20 protein-coding genes are annotated in these 17543 nt (G+C 62.3%); 7 read left to right on the top strand and 13 right to left on the bottom strand.

What is annotated here, in order from left to right; all coding sequences use genetic code 11:
• Window positions 1-12: 12 nt before the first annotated feature.
• Window positions 13-1077, bottom strand: coding sequence for a porin (locus ACO550_RS21240; protein WP_315593925.1), 1065 nt, complete (start codon window positions 1075-1077; stop codon window positions 13-15).
• Between the two features lie 205 nt (window positions 1078-1282).
• Between ACO550_RS21240 and ACO550_RS21235 the strand changes: the two genes are divergently transcribed.
• Window positions 1283-1984: a response regulator gene (locus ACO550_RS21235; RefSeq protein WP_315593924.1), complete on the top strand. Its 702-nt coding sequence runs from the start codon at window positions 1283-1285 to the stop codon at window positions 1982-1984.
• The gene (locus ACO550_RS21230; RefSeq protein WP_315593923.1) at window positions 1981-3438 is read left to right on the top strand and encodes a sensor histidine kinase; all 1458 of its coding nucleotides are present in this window, start codon (window positions 1981-1983) and stop codon (window positions 3436-3438) included. Before ACO550_RS21235 ends, ACO550_RS21230 begins: the two co-directional genes overlap by 4 nt.
• Here the strand turns inward: ACO550_RS21230 and ACO550_RS21225 are convergent.
• The gene (locus tag ACO550_RS21225) at window positions 3368-3802 is read right to left on the bottom strand and encodes a MarR family transcriptional regulator (protein WP_315593922.1); all 435 of its coding nucleotides are present in this window, start codon (window positions 3800-3802) and stop codon (window positions 3368-3370) included. The two genes, ACO550_RS21230 and ACO550_RS21225, sit on opposite strands and share 71 nt — an antisense overlap.
• A gap of 128 nt (window positions 3803-3930) precedes the next feature.
• Here ACO550_RS21225 and ACO550_RS21220 point away from each other — a divergent pair, with 128 nt between their 5' ends.
• Window positions 3931-5478: a DHA2 family efflux MFS transporter permease subunit gene (locus ACO550_RS21220; RefSeq protein WP_315593921.1), complete on the top strand. Its 1548-nt coding sequence runs from the start codon at window positions 3931-3933 to the stop codon at window positions 5476-5478.
• Between the two features lie 204 nt (window positions 5479-5682).
• Here ACO550_RS21220 and ACO550_RS21215 read toward each other — a convergent pair whose 3' ends face one another.
• Both ACO550_RS21215 and ACO550_RS21210 read right to left on the bottom strand, forming a co-directional pair.
• Window positions 5683-6066 (bottom strand): hypothetical protein, encoded by a 384-nt coding sequence (locus tag ACO550_RS21215; RefSeq protein WP_315593920.1) that lies wholly within the window; start codon window positions 6064-6066, stop codon window positions 5683-5685.
• 124 nt (window positions 6067-6190) lie between these two features.
• Entirely contained in the window at window positions 6191-6661 is a 471-nt protein-coding gene (locus ACO550_RS21210; protein ID WP_315593919.1) for a hypothetical protein, read from the bottom strand.
• Between the two features lie 175 nt (window positions 6662-6836).
• On the opposite strand from ACO550_RS21210, the gene ACO550_RS21205 reads away from it, so the two are divergent.
• Complete coding sequence (locus ACO550_RS21205) at window positions 6837-7136, top strand: FmdB family zinc ribbon protein (protein WP_315593974.1); 300 nt, start codon at window positions 6837-6839, stop codon at window positions 7134-7136.
• Here ACO550_RS21205 and ACO550_RS21200 read toward each other — a convergent pair.
• On the bottom strand, window positions 7037-7282 hold the full coding sequence (locus tag ACO550_RS21200) for a hypothetical protein (protein ID WP_315593979.1): 246 nt from the start codon (window positions 7280-7282) through the stop codon (window positions 7037-7039). The genes ACO550_RS21205 and ACO550_RS21200 overlap by 100 nt on opposite strands.
• A 264-nt stretch (window positions 7283-7546) precedes the next feature.
• Here ACO550_RS21200 and ACO550_RS21195 point away from each other — a divergent pair, with 264 nt between their 5' ends.
• Window positions 7547-8866 (top strand): Nramp family divalent metal transporter, encoded by a 1320-nt coding sequence (locus ACO550_RS21195; RefSeq protein WP_315593918.1) that lies wholly within the window; start codon window positions 7547-7549, stop codon window positions 8864-8866.
• 20 nt (window positions 8867-8886) lie between these two features.
• On the opposite strand, the gene ACO550_RS21190 is transcribed toward ACO550_RS21195, so the two are convergent.
• The 6 genes from ACO550_RS21190 to ACO550_RS21165 form a co-directional block, all read right to left on the bottom strand.
• Window positions 8887-9708: a tetratricopeptide repeat protein gene (locus ACO550_RS21190; protein ID WP_315593917.1), complete on the bottom strand. Its 822-nt coding sequence runs from the start codon at window positions 9706-9708 to the stop codon at window positions 8887-8889.
• A gap of 15 nt (window positions 9709-9723) precedes the next feature.
• The gene (ku, locus tag ACO550_RS21185; protein ID WP_315593916.1) at window positions 9724-10644 is read right to left on the bottom strand and encodes a non-homologous end joining protein Ku; all 921 of its coding nucleotides are present in this window, start codon (window positions 10642-10644) and stop codon (window positions 9724-9726) included.
• Window positions 10645-10770: 126 nt separating this feature from the next.
• Window positions 10771-11460, bottom strand: a complete 690-nt coding sequence (locus ACO550_RS21180) for an LrgB family protein (protein ID WP_315593915.1) — start codon at window positions 11458-11460, stop codon at window positions 10771-10773.
• 2 nt (window positions 11461-11462) lie between these two features.
• Window positions 11463-11882, bottom strand: coding sequence for a CidA/LrgA family protein (locus ACO550_RS21175; protein ID WP_315593914.1), 420 nt, complete (start codon window positions 11880-11882; stop codon window positions 11463-11465).
• Between the two features lie 170 nt (window positions 11883-12052).
• Entirely contained in the window at window positions 12053-13003 is a 951-nt protein-coding gene (locus tag ACO550_RS21170; protein WP_315593913.1) for a LysR substrate-binding domain-containing protein, read from the bottom strand.
• Window positions 13000-13959: a cupin domain-containing protein gene (locus ACO550_RS21165; RefSeq protein ID WP_315593912.1), complete on the bottom strand. Its 960-nt coding sequence runs from the start codon at window positions 13957-13959 to the stop codon at window positions 13000-13002. The genes ACO550_RS21170 and ACO550_RS21165 overlap by 4 nt, the downstream gene beginning before the upstream one ends.
• Before the next feature lie 158 nt (window positions 13960-14117).
• Between ACO550_RS21165 and ACO550_RS21160 the strand changes: the two genes are divergently transcribed.
• Entirely contained in the window at window positions 14118-14660 is a 543-nt protein-coding gene (locus ACO550_RS21160) for a carboxymuconolactone decarboxylase family protein (protein ID WP_315593911.1), read from the top strand.
• A gap of 18 nt (window positions 14661-14678) precedes the next feature.
• On the opposite strand, the gene ACO550_RS21155 is transcribed toward ACO550_RS21160, so the two are convergent.
• On the bottom strand, window positions 14679-15800 hold the full coding sequence (locus tag ACO550_RS21155) for a BamA/TamA family outer membrane protein (protein WP_315593973.1): 1122 nt from the start codon (window positions 15798-15800) through the stop codon (window positions 14679-14681).
• Window positions 15801-16353: 553 nt separating this feature from the next.
• Between ACO550_RS21155 and ACO550_RS21150 the strand changes: the two genes are divergently transcribed.
• Complete coding sequence (locus tag ACO550_RS21150; RefSeq protein WP_315593910.1) at window positions 16354-16794, top strand: MarR family transcriptional regulator; 441 nt, start codon at window positions 16354-16356, stop codon at window positions 16792-16794.
• Window positions 16795-16803: 9 nt separating this feature from the next.
• Here ACO550_RS21150 and ACO550_RS21145 read toward each other — a convergent pair whose 3' ends face one another.
• Complete coding sequence (locus ACO550_RS21145) at window positions 16804-17529, bottom strand: DUF1120 domain-containing protein (RefSeq protein WP_315593909.1); 726 nt, start codon at window positions 17527-17529, stop codon at window positions 16804-16806.
• Between the last annotated feature and the right edge of the window lie 14 nt (window positions 17530-17543).

Below are 17543 nucleotides of genomic sequence, written 5' to 3'. Positions count from 1 at the left end.
CTGAAACAATGATCAGAAGCGGTGCTGCAGGCCCGCCGTCACACCGACCTGATTGTTGGCATAGCCAACGAAATCACGCGAGACACTCACGTCCTGACCATTGCGCGCCTTGGCATACGCTGCGGACAGGTAGGCCATGGTGCGTTTGGAAAGATTGTACTGGGCACGCAGCGAGAAAAGGATCGGGTCCGCGTTGGTATCGCCCTTGATGTTCTGCTTGTACACCGCGCCGTACAGCGTAAAGGCCGGCGTGAAATCATATGCTGCGCCGAGCCAGTACATGTCGCTCAGCTGCTTGGCGGCCGTAGTAGTAAACGTCTTGCGGTAGTTGCGATAGCCGGCATAGACCGACAGCGCGCCGAAGTCGTAGCTGGCACCGGCGTGGATACCCTGGATATAGTCGATGGTGTCGGCCGGCGTGGTGCTGGTGCCTGCGCCCATCTGGCGATCCCAGGTCACTGCGGCGGCGAACTTGCCGGCGTTGTAGCCCAGGCCCAGGTCGTACTTGGACGAGCTCTTGAAGCTGCCCGGCACTTCGCCGAACGACATCGTGCCACCCACCTTTACCGGACCAAACTGGCCGTCGTAGCGCACGATATTGGCCGAACGCGAGAACATGCCGTCCTTGCGGCCGCCGGTGGCCGTTGCCGATGTTGCCCACGAGTAGTTCGGCGCATAGCCCATCGGGTCGAACGGCAGCATGAAGTCATAGGTCGTGGTGAAGTCGCGGCCCATGCGGATGCTGCCAAGGTTCTTGTCCTGCAGACCCACCCATGCGCGGCGGTCGAACAGTGTGTTGTCGGTATCGAGCTTGCCGGTATCGATGGCAATGCCCGATTCCAGCGTGAAGATGGCCTTCAGGCCGCCGCCCAGATCTTCGGAACCGCGCAGACCCCAGCGCGAGGTATTCTTGCCGCCCGAGGTCATCTTGACCGTCGAGCTGCCGGTCGGGCCAGCATGGCTCACGTATTCGATACCCGAGTCCACCAGGCCATACAGCGTCACGCTCGATTGCGCAACCGCGCCACCCGACACCACGCAACCCAATGCGCCCAGCGCCACTGCCTTCCGTTTCATACCAGGTCTCCTTGATTCGTCGTTCTAGTTGTGAACGGAGCGGATGGTATGAGGGGCTCACTTTCAGTTCGCTTTCGAAGTTCCTTTCATTTTTGGCGTGGAAGATGCACCACGGTTGGGAGTTTCCCTAGCTAGTCATGACTACCCGGTTGCAGGTATCACTCCACGCGCACCATCGTAGACACTCCTGCCCCGCTGTAGCCCCATGCGTATCCTGCTTGCCGAAGACAACCTGAAACTGGCCGAATCCCTCATGGAATCGTTGAGCCAGAGTGGCTTTACGGTCGATTGCATGCACGACGGCGCCAGCGCCGATCATCTGTTGACCACGCAAGACTACGCACTGGCCATCCTCGACATCGGCATGCCGCGCCTCGATGGCCTGGAGGTATTGCGCCGCCTGCGCGCGCGCCGCAACGCCTTACCTGTGCTGATCCTGACTGCCCATGGGTCGGTGGAAGACCGCGTACGCGGCCTTGACCTGGGCGCCGACGATTACCTGGCCAAGCCCTTTGCGCTGACCGAACTGGAGGCCCGCGCACGCGCGCTGATCCGGCGCAGCCACGGCCATGACCGCACCGGACTGACCTGCGGTCCGCTTCACTATGACAGCGTCAGCCGCGCGTTTACGTTGCAGGGCGAGCTACTGCAACTGACCGGCCGCGAGCGTGCCGTGCTGGAAATTCTGCTGCTGCGAGACGGCCGCGCCGTCAACAAGGCGGCATTGTCCGAGAAAATTTTCGGGATCGACGAGTCGGTCAACGCCGACGCGATTGAAATCTACGTCTACCGCCTGCGCAAGAAGCTTGAAGGCACCGGCGTTGGCATCGTTACGCTACGCGGCCTTGGCTATCTGCTTGAAGCACGCGACCAGTCCTCGGCCGGCGCGGCGCAAGTGCGCCCATGAAGGCCGGCAGCCTGCGGCTGCAACTGACCCTCTGGCTGCTGTTGCCACTACTGGTCCTGCTGGCCCTTGATGCGTGGTTGACCGACCAGCGTGCGATGTCGGCCGCGCACCAGGCATTCGATCGCACGCTGGCCGCTTCGTTGAAAGCCATGCGCGACGGCATCAAGCTGCGCGACGGGCGCGTGGAAGTGGAAGTGCCATACCTGGCGCTCGAAGTCTTCGACGCCGAAGCCGGCTCGCGCGTCTACTACCAGATTCGCGATGAAAACGGCGCCACCATCACCGGCTACGACGACCTGCCGATGCCGCCACGGACGGTACGCACGCTATACCGTACCCAGTTCTACGATGCCGATTACCTGGGCACGCCCGTGCGCATGGCGGCCATGGCGCTGCCATTGCACGATGTGCGCTCGGCGCGTACCCAGATGGTATGGGTGCTGATAGCGGAGTCGACCGAGCCACGCGAGCAACTGGCAAACGATATCCTGATCGGATCGCTGTTGCAGGAACTGATGCTGGTCAGCCTGGCGCTGGTCATTGTCTGGTTCGGTGTGCGGCGTGGCCTGCGGCCGTTGCACCGGCTTTCCGACGCCCTGGCGGCCCGCGGGCCCGATGACCTCGATCCGCTCGAGGATGCGGCATTGCCAGTGGAGACCAAGCCGCTGGTGTCCGCCATTAACCAGTATGTGGCGCGCCTGCACCGGATGATCCAGGGCCGCAAGCGGTTCTTTGCCGATGCCGCGCACCAGCTCAAGACGCCGCTGGCCATCATCCAGGCTGAATCGGAACTGGCCTTGCGCGAGACCGACCTGGCAGGTGCGCGCGCGCATCTGGAACGGCTGCACGGCTCGGTGCAGCAGGCCGCCAAGGAAGTGGCGCAATTGCTGTCGCTATCGCGGCTGGAGCCGGACAGCGGCTATGCGCCGACACTGCGGCGCTTGCGCCTCGACCTGCTCGCTCAAGGCGTGGCACTGGAATGGGCACCGCTGGCCCGCCGTCATGGCGTCGATCTTGGTTTCGACGGTGTGGCCGACAACCATTCGGCGCGAGAGATCGACGGACAACCCGATCTGTTGCAGGAATTGCTCGGCAACCTGATTGACAATGCGATCCGCTACGGCGGCCCCGAGGCTATCGTCACGGTGCGCACGGTAGGACACCGGTTGCTGGTCGAAGACAATGGCCCGGGCGTGGCGCCATTCGAGCGCGAGTCGGTGTTCCGGCGGTTCTATCGCGGCGAGGCCAGTGCCAGCCGCGAAGGCAGCGGGCTCGGCCTGTCGATCGTGCGGGAAATCGCGCGCCTGCACGGCGCCTCGGTCGCGCTGGCCGAGACGGCTGGTGGCGGACTGACCGTGGAAATCGTGTTTCCCGAGCTGGTTGCTACAGCTTCGAAAGGTTCGCCCGCGCGCGCTGCAGGAACCCCAGAAACTGCTCCGTCTCAGCCTCGGTAAATCCGTTCATCGCCTGCGTGGTCACCACATCGCCCACTTCGCGCGCGGCATCGAGCGCCTGATCGGCCTTCTCCGTCATCCGCACCATGCGTTCCCGACGATCTTCCGGGTTGGGCCGGCGCACGATCCAGCCGCCATCTTCCATGCGGTCGAGCAAGCGCCCGGCCGAGATCGGCGCCACTTCCATCAGGTCAGCCAATGCCGCCTGGTTCATTTCACCGTGGTACGACAGGTAGGTCAGCGCGCGGTACTGGGCGCGCGTAAGGTCCAGCGTCGAGCGCGACAGGTCGTCGAAGCGCTTTCCGGAAAGCCGGCCAACATCCGCCACCAGGAAGCCGAAGCGCTTTTCAAGATTCTTTTCCATGCGCGCGATTATAGGCAGTCCCGGGCAACGGCTTGCTCTCGGAAACCCTGACAGTATCAAGCCGGCATGAATTCCATCCCACGCATATAATAAGCACGCTTATAAATAATCCGCCCCCCACCTTCCTGATGTCCTCCGTGGTCCATGCTCCGGCCGAAAGTGCCGGCAAGCCGCTCAATCGCCCGATGATCACGCTGTCGATCATGCTGGCCACGTTGATCCAGACGCTCGACAGCACCATCGCGAATGTGGCCTTGCCGCATATGCAAGGCGCCCTGTCGGCGTCGCAGGATGAGATCACGTGGGTGCTGACCTCGTACATCGTGGCGGCGGCCATTGCCACGCCACTGACCGGATGGCTATCCGACCAGTTGGGCGTCAAGCGCTTGCTGGCCATTGCGATCGGCGGCTTTACAGTGGCTTCAGCGCTGTGCGGCATGGCCGATTCGCTAAGCCAGATCGTGGCGGCCCGTCTGCTGCAAGGTATCTTCGGCGCGGCACTGGTGCCGCTGTCGCAGTCGATCTTGCTCGATATCAATCCGCCATCGCGCCAAGGGCAGGCCATGGCGGTCTGGGGCATGGGCGTCATGGTTGGTCCGATCCTGGGGCCAACACTGGGTGGCTGGCTGACCGACAGCTATAACTGGCGCTGGGTTTTCTTTATCAACATACCAATCGGTGCGTTCGCGCTATTCGGGGTGCTGGCCACGCTGCCGAATCGTGCGCCGGCACGCAGCATGCGCTTCGATGCATTCGGCTTTGCCACGCTAAGTCTAGCCATTGGCGCCTTGCAGGCCATGCTCGACCGCGGCGAGCAGCTCGACTGGTTCGGGTCGCTTGAGATCCGTATCGAGGCGTTGATCTGCGTAATTGCGTTCGCATACTTCATCGTACATACCGCCACGGCGGGCAACCGGTCCTTCTTCCGCCTGGCTTTGCTCAAGGACCGCAACTTTGTCACCGGCGCCTGCTTCATCTTCGTGATCGGCGCGGTGATGTACGCCACGCGCGCCCTGTTGCCGCCGATGCTGCAGAACCTGATGGGCTACCCGGTAGCCACCACAGGTCTGGTCACCGCGCCGAGCGGCGTCGGCACGATGGTCGCGATGATGCTGGCGGGCCGCCTGCTACGGCGCGTGGATGCACGCTTGCTATTGCTGGCGGGCTTCCTGATCTCGGCATTTGCGCTCTGGCAGATGATGGGCTACACCATCGTGCTGTCGGTCTCCGACATCGTATGGCCCGGCGTGATCCAGGGTTTTGGCCTCGGACTGGTGTTCGTACCACTGTCCGCACTGACGTTCTCGACGCTGGAACCGTCATTGCGCGCCGACGGCACTGCCACGTATAGCCTGATGCGAAATATCGGCAGCAGCATTGGCATCTCGCTGATCCAGACCCTGATGACGCGCAATACGCAGATCGCCCACAGCGACCTGATCACGCACGTGAACCCGTACAACCCGGCGCTGCAATCAATGCTGTCGCACGGCTCGCGCCTCGATCTCGCCATGCTGAACCAGACCATCAACCAGCAAGCGGCGATGATCGCCTACCTCAACGACTTCAAGGCCATGTTTATCGCCACATTGGTGGTAGTGCCCCTGATCCTGCTGATCCGGCCCGGGAACAAGCATGCCAATGACGACAATATGGCGCATGCGGCGATGGATTGAGGGGGCCGACCTGGACATGCGCCGCTGCATGCCAACCACGATCGCTATGCGCTCCCCTCTCCCAGCGCGGTGGGAGAGGGGCTGGGGGTGAGGGCATGAGGTTCAAATTGCGACCTGTCTCAGCTTGCACCGCTGGCCCTCTCCCCCGCCCCTCTCCCGCACGCGGGAGAGGGGAGAAAACACAGGGCCGAAAAACATCGGCTGTCACATAGCCCGGATGCGGAGAATCACATCCGAAAGCACCCTGAAAGCAGCGTTTGGCGTCGGTCGATTTGGCGTTTCGAGTTTGGGGTTTCGATGCGCGATCCAGTCACGATAGCGCTTGATCCGCTTGACTTCACCGAGTTCGGTTGCCGCAAATTCATCGCGAAACAGGTCGAGCATCTCGGCCGGCCGCCACCGTTCCACCTCGTCCACAAACTTTGCTGCCAGACGAACGGAGAATGTCGGCGGGTGCGCCTGTTCGAGCTGTGCGCTTTGTGCCTGGACATACTCGATGATGAAGCGCTCGAAGTGGGACCACATCGACACGATGGCGCCGTCATCCAGATGAACCTGGCCGTCGCCAATCATGGTTGAGATTGTCACCGGCCCTATCCTGTCAAAGCGTGTGTTACGTATCAGATGGGCATCGCAACCTGACGCCCGCTTCACAATGCCAAGGCACTCGGCCACAGTTTGGTGCGCATCGAATGCGCGTTGTAACGATCCCTTATCGTCCATAGTCGGATACCAATTCGAGTAATTCCCGAAAGCCATCTTCATCGACGCGATGTGCGCGCAGTGAGGGCGTGGAATCAACCCAGTACCATCCATCACCATCGATGCCTTCGAATGCCGGGGTCGGTGCGGACGGAATGCCATTGACCGGTGGACGCTCGAATAAGAAGCCTCGCCCCTTGAAGTAGTAGAGGAAATCGCTCCTGAATCGGCCATGCAGGTCTATCCCGCCAAATGCGAGTACAACGCCTGCGCCGGCCGGTTCCAGCCTTGCTAACTCCCTGCCATCGCGCGTTTTCAGTACCAGTCGTGGTACCGAGTATTTACCAAAGTCCTCTTCATTCATCTCCGCGGGCGACTCCGCCTCAACCGCATCGAGTTCGCTGACCCACTGCTTCACCGATGCGTAAAGCGCATCGACATGCGCTAGGTAGTCGACAACTTCAGGGCAATGCTGGCTCATGGCGATCCATCGGATGTGTCAGGAAGCCGGCAGAATAGCCCGCAAGCCTGCCCAATGAACGTCTTGCCATTGAAATTAGAATCGTCTTAAGCTGGTGCTTCGTCCGATCGACAACGATGATCGACGGCGGCGTGGGACTGCCGCTTTCACCGGACCTATCCTAAGCTTGTTACGTATGACTCACGCGGGCGGAGACGCGATGCCAACCTACGACTATCGATGCGATGCCTGTGGCGACTTCGCCGTGATGCGCCCCATGGCCCGACGCGACGAGCCTGCCCCCTGCCCCGCGTGCGGCTCGCTGGCTGCCCGGGCGCTGGTGGCGGCGCCGTCGCTGGGCAGCACGAGTGCGTCGGCGACGAAGGAATCGTCATCTCACGGTGCCGGCTGCGGTTGTTGCGGATCGGTCAAGCTGGCGGGTCGGTCGGATGGGGGCAAGAGTTCAGGCGGAAGGCCCTGGACGACCAACCATTGAAGCCGCTCCGGGGGCTCGCCCCCTTGCATACAACCCGGATTGGCAAGCTGCACCTTGTGAATTCGTAGCACGGCCTTCCCTTCTCGCTCATTCGCAAGCGCCTCGAAGCCCTCAACAAGAGCGGCAAAAACGTCCTGATTCATCATGGCATTTGATCCTCCCGGGTCTCTGTTTCCTTTTTGGGGAGTTGCTTTTCGATGCTGTCATAGCTCCCCCGGGCGAACTATGCGTGTTTATCGGGCTGAAAAATGTGTCGATGTGTGCCCAAAACGTCAACTTATGTGTCGAATTGGCCAGCTACCCACGCATCACCCAATGACCCTCTTAGTCAAATCTAATTGGGAATTATTCTCATCAAGACACTAGAATGCAGCATACGGGTCATTCCCGGGACTCACCCGGACATTCCGATGCCACCGCCCACCGAATCCGCAGCACTGCCAGACACCGTGCCCGATGCAGTTTCCGCCGCGCTGCCGCCGCAGCGGTCGCGTGCCGTATTTCTTGGCGCCGGCGCGCTGGTGGCAGTCGGCTACATGGACCCGGGCAACTGGGCGACGGCCATTGCAGGTGGGGCGAAGTACGGCTATAGCCTGCTGTTCGTGATTGCGGTGGCCAGCCTTGTGGCCATGTTGCTGCAGTGGATTGCCGCGCGCGTGGGGGTGGTGACCGGACGCGATCTGGCGCAGCTTTGCCGCGAGCGCTTTCCGCGTCCGGTGGTCATCGCACTGTGGGTCGCCAGTGAGATCGCGATCATTGCCTGTGATGTGGCCGAGGTGGTGGGCAGCGCCGTCGCACTGCAATTGCTGCTGCATGTGAAGCTGTGGGTTGGCGTGCTGATGGCCGCGGTGGCCACGCTGGTCATGCTTGCCGTGCAACGCTATGGGCAGCGCAAGATGGAAGGCATGGTTGCCGGCCTGATCGCGTTGGTAGCGCTGTGCTTTGTTGCGCAACTGGCCATGGCGCAGCCGCAGTGGAGTGCCGTCATTGGTGGGTTCGCGCCACCTGCCGAACTGCTGCGCAATGCGGGCATGCTCTGGCTCGCGGCCGGCATCGTGGGTGCCACCGTGATGCCCCACAACCTCTACCTGCACTCGTCCCTGGTGCGCCGCCATGCGCCGCGCCAGGGCAGCAAGGCACTGCGCGATCGCGCCATGGTGCTGTCGCTGCGCGGCATGAACCTCGATACGTTCGGCTCGCTCGCGTTCGCGTTCCTGATCAACGCCGCCCTGCTGATTCTTGCCGCCGCGGCATTCCATGCGAATGGCCTGACCGAAGTGGAAGACCTGGCCGAAGCCCACCGCCTGCTGGCGCCATTGCTGCATTCCAACTATGCAAGCCTGCTGTTTGCCGTGGCGCTGCTGGCCTGCGGGCTCAATTCGACGCTGACCGGCACGCTGGCCGGCCAGGCCGTGATGGAAGGCTTCCTGGACCTGAAGATGTCGCGCATGCGTCGAGCGTTGCTGACCCGCGCGGTGGCCATCGTACCGGCGCTGGCAGCGGTCTGGGTGTTCGGCGAGCACGGCTCGGCCAGCTTGCTGGTGGCCAGCCAGGTGGTTCTGAGTCTGACCTTGCCACTTGCCGTCGTCCCGTTGATCCAGTTTGCTTCGAACCGCGACCTGATGGGCGAATGGCGCGTACGTGGTACCCCGCTGGTACTGGCCTGGAGCTCCGCCGCCGTGATCCTGTTCCTCAATGGCGCATTGCTCTGGCAAGGCGCGCTGGCCTGAGAGATTGCCTGATCCTCTTGCTATTCCACCGGCTCGAGCTTGCGGTACTGGTTGTAGTGCCGGATCGCGCGGTGCGGATCGCCCAGCTCCTCGTGCAGGCGGGCTGCGTTGTAGTGGGCATCGGCAAAGTCAGGGGCCAGGTCGATGCAGGCGTGATAGCTTGCCAGCGCATCACGCCGCGCGCCGGAATCCTCCAGCGCCACGCCCAAATTGAAATGCAGCAATGGCTGATCAGGCAGACGCACCAGCGCTTCACGGTAACGGGCAACCGCCTCATCGAAACGCCCTTGTTCGCATAGCAGGCAGCCGAGGTTGAGCCACGCATCGAGGTAGTCTGGTGCCGCCGCTACCGCGCGCAGATAGGCAGCCTCCGCCTCGGCACTGTCCACAGGCTCCAGGGCGACCGCGCGTTCAAACCATCCGGCAGGATCCTCGGCCGCTGGTGCCCTGGACGGACGCCTCAGGTCCACTACCGCACCGCGCCCAGGCTCGCTGTCAGCATCGAGATCGAGCACGAACTGCCCCGAATCCACCTGCCAGCGCCCTTGCCGATCCTGCACCGTGACATCGCCGCCCACCGCGCTTACCCGCAACCCGGTCGGCGGACGACCTTCGCCCAGCCCTTGCAGCCGCCGCAATGACCGAGTGATATTTCGGGTCGGGATCCGCGCCTCGCGCAATGACTGTGCCGTGCGCATCAGCACCACGTCCTGGAAGCTGAAGCGGAACTCGCGCCGTACACCGCGCCGGGGTACTACCACTCCAGCGGCAATCAACGCATTGATCACGGTACGCGAAATGCCCAGCAAGGCCTGGACGTCGCGCATCGAGTAGGCTTGCATCGTCGGACCGTCCCCCTACTTCCGTGCGGCGCGTTTAGGGGCCACCGCGGGTGTTGCGGTCGCACGCCGGGCAGTCTTGCGGGCTGGCGCCTCGGTTGCCGCCTTGGCCGCGGCCTTGCCTGTGTTTCTTGCCGCGGACTGTCCCGCCGATTGCCGCTTGTTGGCACCAATGCTCTTGCGCAGTGCTTCCATCAGGTCGATCACTTCACCGCCGGTGGCCGGTGGCGCTTCCTCGGCAACCGTGATCTTCTTGCCGGCAATCTTCTTGTCGATCTGGTCGAGGATGCGCTGCTTCTCCTCGTCGGTATAGGCGGCAGGATCGTAGCCATCGACCGAGTTCTGCTCGATCAGTTGCTGCGCCAGCTTCAGCTCCGCAGGCTGCACGTCGGTGCGTTCCACGTGCAGGTCGGCCATGTCGCGTACTTCGTCGGCATAGAGCAACTGCTGCAGGATCAGGCCGTCGTCGCCTACGCGGATCTGCACCATGTACTGCTTGCCCTTCCATGCCCACTTTGCCAGCGCGCAGGTACCACTCTCGCGCATGGCCTCGGCCAGCAGGTTGTAGGGCTTGGCGCCACGCTTGTCTGGGCCCAGATAGTAGGCCTTGTCGAAATAGATCGGATCGACCGCACCCACCGGCATGAACGACACGATGTCGATGGTCGGCTGCGCCGCATCCTCCAGCGCCTTGAGTTCTTCGGGCGTGAAGGTCACATAGCGGTCCTTCTCGAATTCGTAGCCCTTGACCATATCGGCGCGATCCACCGGCACATCTTCCTTCAGGCAGATGTACTGCTGACGCAGCCGCGAGCCACAACCCTTATGCAGCAGGTTGAAGCTGATCGCCGATTTGCTCTCGGTGGCCGAGTACACCTTCACCGGAATGGAAACGAGCCCGAAACTGATCGATAACGAAGCAATGGAACGTGCCGCCATGACGACTTCCTCCCGCAACAGACGCTATGCAGCGTTCAGAAAGTCTAGGCGGCAAGACGCGGATCATGCCAGCCATCCAGCCATGACATGGCTTACGAGCCGCTTTTATCAGCGCCAGGCCGAGATTTAGCCGACGATGGCGGTCACCCAGCCCGTCATGGCCGGACCCGCAATCACCATCAGCACGCCGGCCAGCACCATCGTCAGGCTGGCAACCACCCCTTCCTCGGTATGGCGCTGGCGTGCACGGGCCGTGCCGAATCCATGGGCCGCGGCGCCCAGCGATGCGCCTTGTGCCACCGGTGAGCGAAGCTTGAGCAGTGCCAGCACTGCATCGCCTACGATCATGCCCACCAGTCCGGTCATCACGGTAAACAACGACACCAGGTCGGCCGACCCACCGGTATGGGAGACCACCGCCACCGCAAACGGCGTGGACACCGAGCGGGCCATCAGGCTTTGCGAGACCTCGTTGCTGAAGTGAAACGCCTCGGCCAGCAGTCGTGCGCTGACCAATGCCACCACCATGCCTGCCACGACCCCAAGCGCAAGCGCCAGCCAGTGACGCCGCACAATGGCACGATGCTCATAGATCGGTACTGCAAACGCAATCGTGGCCGGGCCCAGCAGCCAGACCATCCAGCGGGTGTCTGCAACATAGGCCGAATAGGGAATGTCAGCGCCCAGCAGCAGCGCGATGGTCAATACCGGCACCAGGATTGCCGGTGAATACCAGATCCGGGGGCGACGCTGATAGAACGGCTTGATGGCAAAGTACAGCGCAATGGTCCATGCGAGGCAGAAGAACGAGGCCATGTTTACTTGGTCTCGCGTGTGGTGTGCTGGCGGGCGCGCGCATGGATACGCCGTCTGGCCAGTCTTGCAATGCGTCGTTCGAGGCGACACCCCGCATGCACCGCCAACGCCGTGGCAGCCATCACCAGTACCGTGCCAACGGTAACCGCAATGGTCAGTTGGACACCTTCCGTGCGGAACAGCGGGAAATAGTTGACCACGGCCACTACGCATGGAATGAAGAACAGCACCAGTTCACCCAGCAACCAGTCGGCGCCATCCTTTACCCAGCCCACCTCAGCCTTGCCCGACAGCAGCAAAGCCAGCACGGCCAGCAGGCCAAGCACGCCGGGCGATACGGACCAACCGAGCGCCCGCGTAAGCCAGTCCGCCGCGAACCAGACCGCCAGCAGCCCGCCAATCTGAATGGTGGTCCGGAGCATGCGGCGTGAAATCGGGGGGCGAAGCAAGGTGGAGGATGCTGGGGCGGACACGGCGGCAATGGTGCGAAGTACGGAATGCCAACGATTATTCACCCAGTTTCCGCACAACGACAGGCAGGGAATCCGCATCGGTTGTGCAGAATTGCACAACCGATGCGGCATGCCCAAGCCTATGCCTGTCCGCTCATGAACAACGCGGTGCTGGCATCGACCTGTTCGGCGATGAAATTGGCCACGGCGCGCACATGCGCCGCCTTCCAGTGATCTTCATGAACGTGCATGTGGAACGTGCGTGTTACCTCGACCTCGTCAGGCAAAACCGGCACCAGCGCCGGAAAAGCCGCAGCGACATAGGCCGGGATGATGCACAGGCACTGGCCCCCCAGCGTGGCATGCACCTGGGTCAGCAGGTTTGTACTCCGGACACGCGCGCGGTAGTCCACGCCGATCGCGCTGGCAAAGCTCAGCTCCGGTGAAAACAGGTGTTCCTCGACATAGCCCACGAACGGATGCGCGAGCAGGTCTTCCTTGCGGCGAATCCGGCTGGCTTGTCGCAGATATGACTTGGCGGCATAAACGTGCATCCGGTAGTCGGTCAGTCTGCGCGAGGCGACGCGCAGGTGATCGGCGCCGGACAGGCCGATGGCGATATCGGCCTCGCGCCGGGTCAGGCTGAACAGCCGCGCCGCCGCGAAGATCTCGACCTCGAGCCGTGGATGCTGCGCAGTCAACGCATGGATCCGCGGTGCAAGGAACATGCTGCCGAATCCATCCGGCGCACCAACGCGCACGACACCGGCGATGTCCTGCTCGCCGACTGCTGCTGCCTTGGAGGCCAGCAGCGCGCTCTCGATGGCTTCGGCGGTGGTCAGCAGCCGTTCGCCGGCAGCCGTCAGCGCATAGCCAACATGGCTTTTGTGGAACAACCGCGCATTGAGTACCCGTTCAAGGGCATGGATATGGCGCGCCACGGTGGTGTGCTCGGTTGCAAGCTGCGCGGCAGCGGCAGACAGCGTGCCACCGCGCGCGACGGCCAGGAAATAGCGGTAGTCGTCCCAATTGTCATGGGCACGGCTGGTGGAACGGCTGGCGGGACGGAGGGAGGCTTTCGGGGCAGTCATTCGGATACATCCGGTATCTGGGTCGGTCCGGGGTTGCGCAACTCACGATGCCGGCGTCGGTAGGCACCGGGGCCCATGCCGAAGTGCTGCGTGAAGACACGCCCGAACGCGGCCTGCGACGCGTAGCCGCACTGTTCGGCCACGGCAGCCGCCGACATCTCGCCCCGACGCAGCAGCCGCGCGGCCCGTTCCATGCGCAACACGGTCACCAGTTCGAGTGGCGTGATGCCAAGCTGCGCAAAACGCCGCGCCAGCGTGGCACGCGAGACGTTGCATACCGTGGCAAGGCCATCGATGGTCCACGGTTGTTCGGGATTGCGGATCACGGCATCCACGGCGCGCGCCATGCGCGTATCGGCCATCAGCGCCATGACACCATGGGAAACGGCGCCCTGCGCCAGCAGCGTGCGCAGCAGCACCGTGAACAGCGCGGTAGACAGGTCGGCGATGATGGCCACGCTGCCCGGGCCCGGTGAATCGGCCTCGACATGCATCATGCCGATCAGTCCGCGCAACCAGTCAATGCCGACATTGCTGCTGTCACGGGCCGTCTTCACGCAGAGTATTTCAGGCAAGCCGCGCAACAGCACGGCGGCGGAACTGCCAAGAACAAACGTGCCACAGAGGATATCGAGCGGAGCAGCCGCACCGGGCACCGACACCTCGGTCACCACGCCATTGAAATGCCGCGATTCCGCCGTCCTGGTTCGCCCCCGCTGCACGCCCGACAGCGTATGCGCGGCGCCATGGGGAAACAGCAGCACGTCGCCCGCTCCCACCCGAAGCGCATCCGCGCCTGCCGACACGTCGGCATGGCCATCAAGAATCGCGTGATACGGGATGTGGCCCGGTGCCGCCTGTGCGTTGTGGGCCGACCAGGCACCGGCCACCCGGCAATGCAGGTCGACGGTGCCGGTTGGCGCCAGCAGCCGTACCAGTTCGCTGAGGCTGTCCATATTCTCTTGGATGGTGAGACGATCAAGCAAAAATATGAGCCGATTCTAACCCTTTCGGATCACCAGCGCACCTACCATTGAGTCCATGGAAGCGCGGCGCAACAACCTTCGCAACGCTCCCGAACCAACGCTCAACCGTAACCCAAAGGAGAATCACCATGACCACCCGCCTCCATACCCTCCCCGTCCAGGACGCCACCGGACAAACCGCCGAGCTGTTCGGCGCGATCCGCAAGGCTGTCGGCAAGGTACCTAACGCCTACGCCACCATCGGCAGCAATGCGCCGGCCGTCCTGGCACAGGCACTGCAGACCAATGCCACCTTGAAGCAAGGCAGCCTGTCGGCAAAGGAGCTCGAAGCGATCAACCTGGCTGTCAGCGAACACAGCGGTTGCGATTACTGCGTGGCCGCCCACACGCTGACCGCGACCAAGATGGCGGGATACACCGCGGAACAGACGCAGCTGCTGCGCCGTGGCAGCTACCCCGAGGATGCGAAGACCGATGCACTGGTACGCTTCGCCGTGGAACTGGTTGGTACGCGGGGCACCGTGCCGGCCGCCAGCGTGGATGCGGTACGTGCCGCCGGCTTCAGCGATACGCAAATCGTGGAAGCCATCCAGGCGATCAGCGCGATCCTGTTCACGAACATGGTCAATCGCGTCAACGATACGACACTGGACTTCCCCGCGGTGTCGTAACGCACGGCTCCGGGTCGGTCAGTGCCAGGCGCTGCCGACCTGGATATAGAAGGCGTTCTGGTCCTTGCTGTGGGCCACGTCGATCCCCATCGACAGGCCCAGCTTGCGCGCGATCATGTAGCGAAATCCGCCACCCACGCTGAAGACTGTCGTGGCGTCGGAGAAGTCGTGCCAGCGGCCATAAGCCTTGCCGGTGCCGCTGAATGCCAGCACAGCCCAGCGTGGCGTTACATCCCAGCGCAGCTCGGCTTCGATGGCCACGGCATTGCGGTCCTGATAGCGGCCCTTCTGCACGCCACGCAGGTCGACATAGGGCTGCGCATAGAATGGCACGTCACCGGTCGAGAATTTTGTATCCGCACGCAACCCGAGGATCCACTTGCGGGAAAGTGGCAGCCAGGTAAAGCCACGCGCGTTATACATATTGAAGGTCTGCGTACTGCCAAAGCCGCCGCGCGCAAATTGCGCTTCAAGCTCGGCGTAGCTGCCCTTGTTCGGATAGAAGATATTGTCACGCGAATCGTAGTCGATCACGATACCGCCCTTGCCAATGCGCTGGTCCTGCTCTATCGGGCCCAGTTCGCCGGCATTTGCACCGAACCGGAAGGACGCCGACGTGTCTGCGTACACATAGCGTGGCCCGATATACCAGCGGGAATCCGCTACCCGGAACAGCAACTGCTGCATCAGCGCAAAGCCCTGCAACTGGTATGCGCGTGGCTGGTTTGCCAACCCGAAGTATTCGAGGTTTGCGTCGACCTTGCCGATCGCGCCCAAATAGCGGATGCGGTCGCCGCCCCAGGTATGGAAATGCGCCGCGCCAGCAGCCCAGGTGCCATTTTCAGTGTATGCCCCACCCACCGCGGTGATATTGGGCGGCGCCGGCCCCTTGCCGGCCTCCTTGGCACGCTGCGCGGCATCGGCCATTGATTCCGAGAAAAACGCCAATCCGAGACCAAAACCGTAGCCCACTGCCGGCTCGGTAATGATCATCGGGACCGGCAGCGCGCCCTTGTGGTGGAGCAGGAAATCGCTCATGTCCAACATGCCGTCTTCCGGATCGAAGAACGAAAGGCCGGGCTTCTGGGCCGGCGCCTGCTCCGTTGCGCCTGGCACACCAGGCTCGGCGCGAACCTGCATGGCGAGTGTCAGCGCGGCTAGCGAAAGCACTGCCCCCAGCGCGCCTGCGGCGCCCGGGCGCTTCATATTGCAACCGTCATGTCAGGCCTGCGTCGGTCATTTTCGTGCGGGTGGGATCACGGCGCCTCGACCATCGAACGGCACGCCATTCCTTTGCTGCAATGTACCGGAGCCTATGGACCGTGGCGTGCCATGCGGTGTTGAACTTTCTCGCGCCCCGCATTAAGTAGTTTCGGACTACATCAGCCGACGGACGCCTGTACGCCGCCGGCCAAACCGCAATTTCATCACACATTGACATAATGTACAGTCATTCGATAACCCGTACGGGGGATTATCTCGATACCAGAATAAATGAATCCAGAATAATTCAACCGCAACGATTTCATGGATTTCATTTCATCTAAATCGAAAGACAATAAAATTGAATTCCCATTCTTCACAGGATTTGCCAGACTACCGTCCGATGAATGCAAGGCGCCCTTCATTCATCCCAGGCGTAGTTCGGTTACTGACCGATCAACTTTCTCGGTGCAACACAAAGGAAACCACAGTGAAGCACTACACATCAGACAATTTCCAGCTTACCCAAAGCATCGGCTTTCACCTGAACAAGGCTCGCAACAGCCTTCTGATGGAAATGGATTCCGCGCTGCGACCATTGGATATCAACGGGCAACAGATGGGTATTCTCCTGTCGCTGACCCGCGGCATGGCAAGTACTCCGTTTGAAATCAGCAAGCTGCTTGGCATCGATAGCGGCCTGATGACCCGCATGCTCGATAAACTCGAGGAAAAGGGCCTGCTAGAACGCAGCCGGAGCATTGATGATCGCCGCGTCGTCAATTTGACGCTGACGGCAAAAGGCAGGCATGTCGCCGAGGAAATTCCGGCCATTGCACCGGAAGTATTGAATCAGCGCCTCCAGGGATTTACCGTCGAGGAGTTCGAGGAATTCCACCGGCTCCTGCAGAAATTTGTCACCGGTGGCTGAGAGGCGGGATCAAAGGTAGTACAGCGTGAAAGTCGCAAGCCCGTCAATCTCGATTTGGCCAGTCAGCGGCAATGCCGATTTCGGCAGGAGCGCTGGAAACACCTCGTAGCGCAGTGAAGCCGCTGTCACCACTGCAGGTGAACTGCTGACCTCCCTGCCGGATATATCGGCCCAGGTGTGGATGCGGCCGCCGGTAGGCAACATGACGCGCGACGCGTCATTCATGCCTGTCAATGGCAGAGCCGCCCAGCTTGCGGCCTTGTTGTCGGAACTCAGGGCGCCGGACATCGTGGATCCGATCATGGCGCCTCCCGACTGTGGTGCCAGGTGCAGGTAGTAGGCACCGATTGGCGCACCACCCGGCGCGGTACCCAGGCCGAACGTGGCGCCCAGAACGGGCTGGAAGCCGAAGTCCTCCGCAATTGCGGTATCCAGGCCTGCCGCTGCCGATCCGGCGCGGCCATCGGTCACCGTCAGCCCCACCCTCGCGCCCGACGCGCACGTCACGGTGGCGGTCACCACGTCATCCCGAAGCCGCAGGTACCCCGAGGCGCCGGCACCCAGGCCATCGACGTCAATCGAGCCATAGTCCAGGCGGTTGCCCCCGCCATTCGCCACGAGCGCGAGATCGCAGGCCGACGGCGTAACGTTGCCGTCCAACTGCATGGTCGAGGATTGTGCGGCCGCGCCGGAGCACGCGGCGGCCAGCGATAAGGCAGCGATGAAGGTTTTCATGCCAGGCACCATTC

It is taken from the genome of Cupriavidus sp. (genome assembly GCF_057315035.1).
Note: the sequence above shows the minus strand (reverse complement) of the source record. Positions and strands in the feature narration are given on the sequence as shown.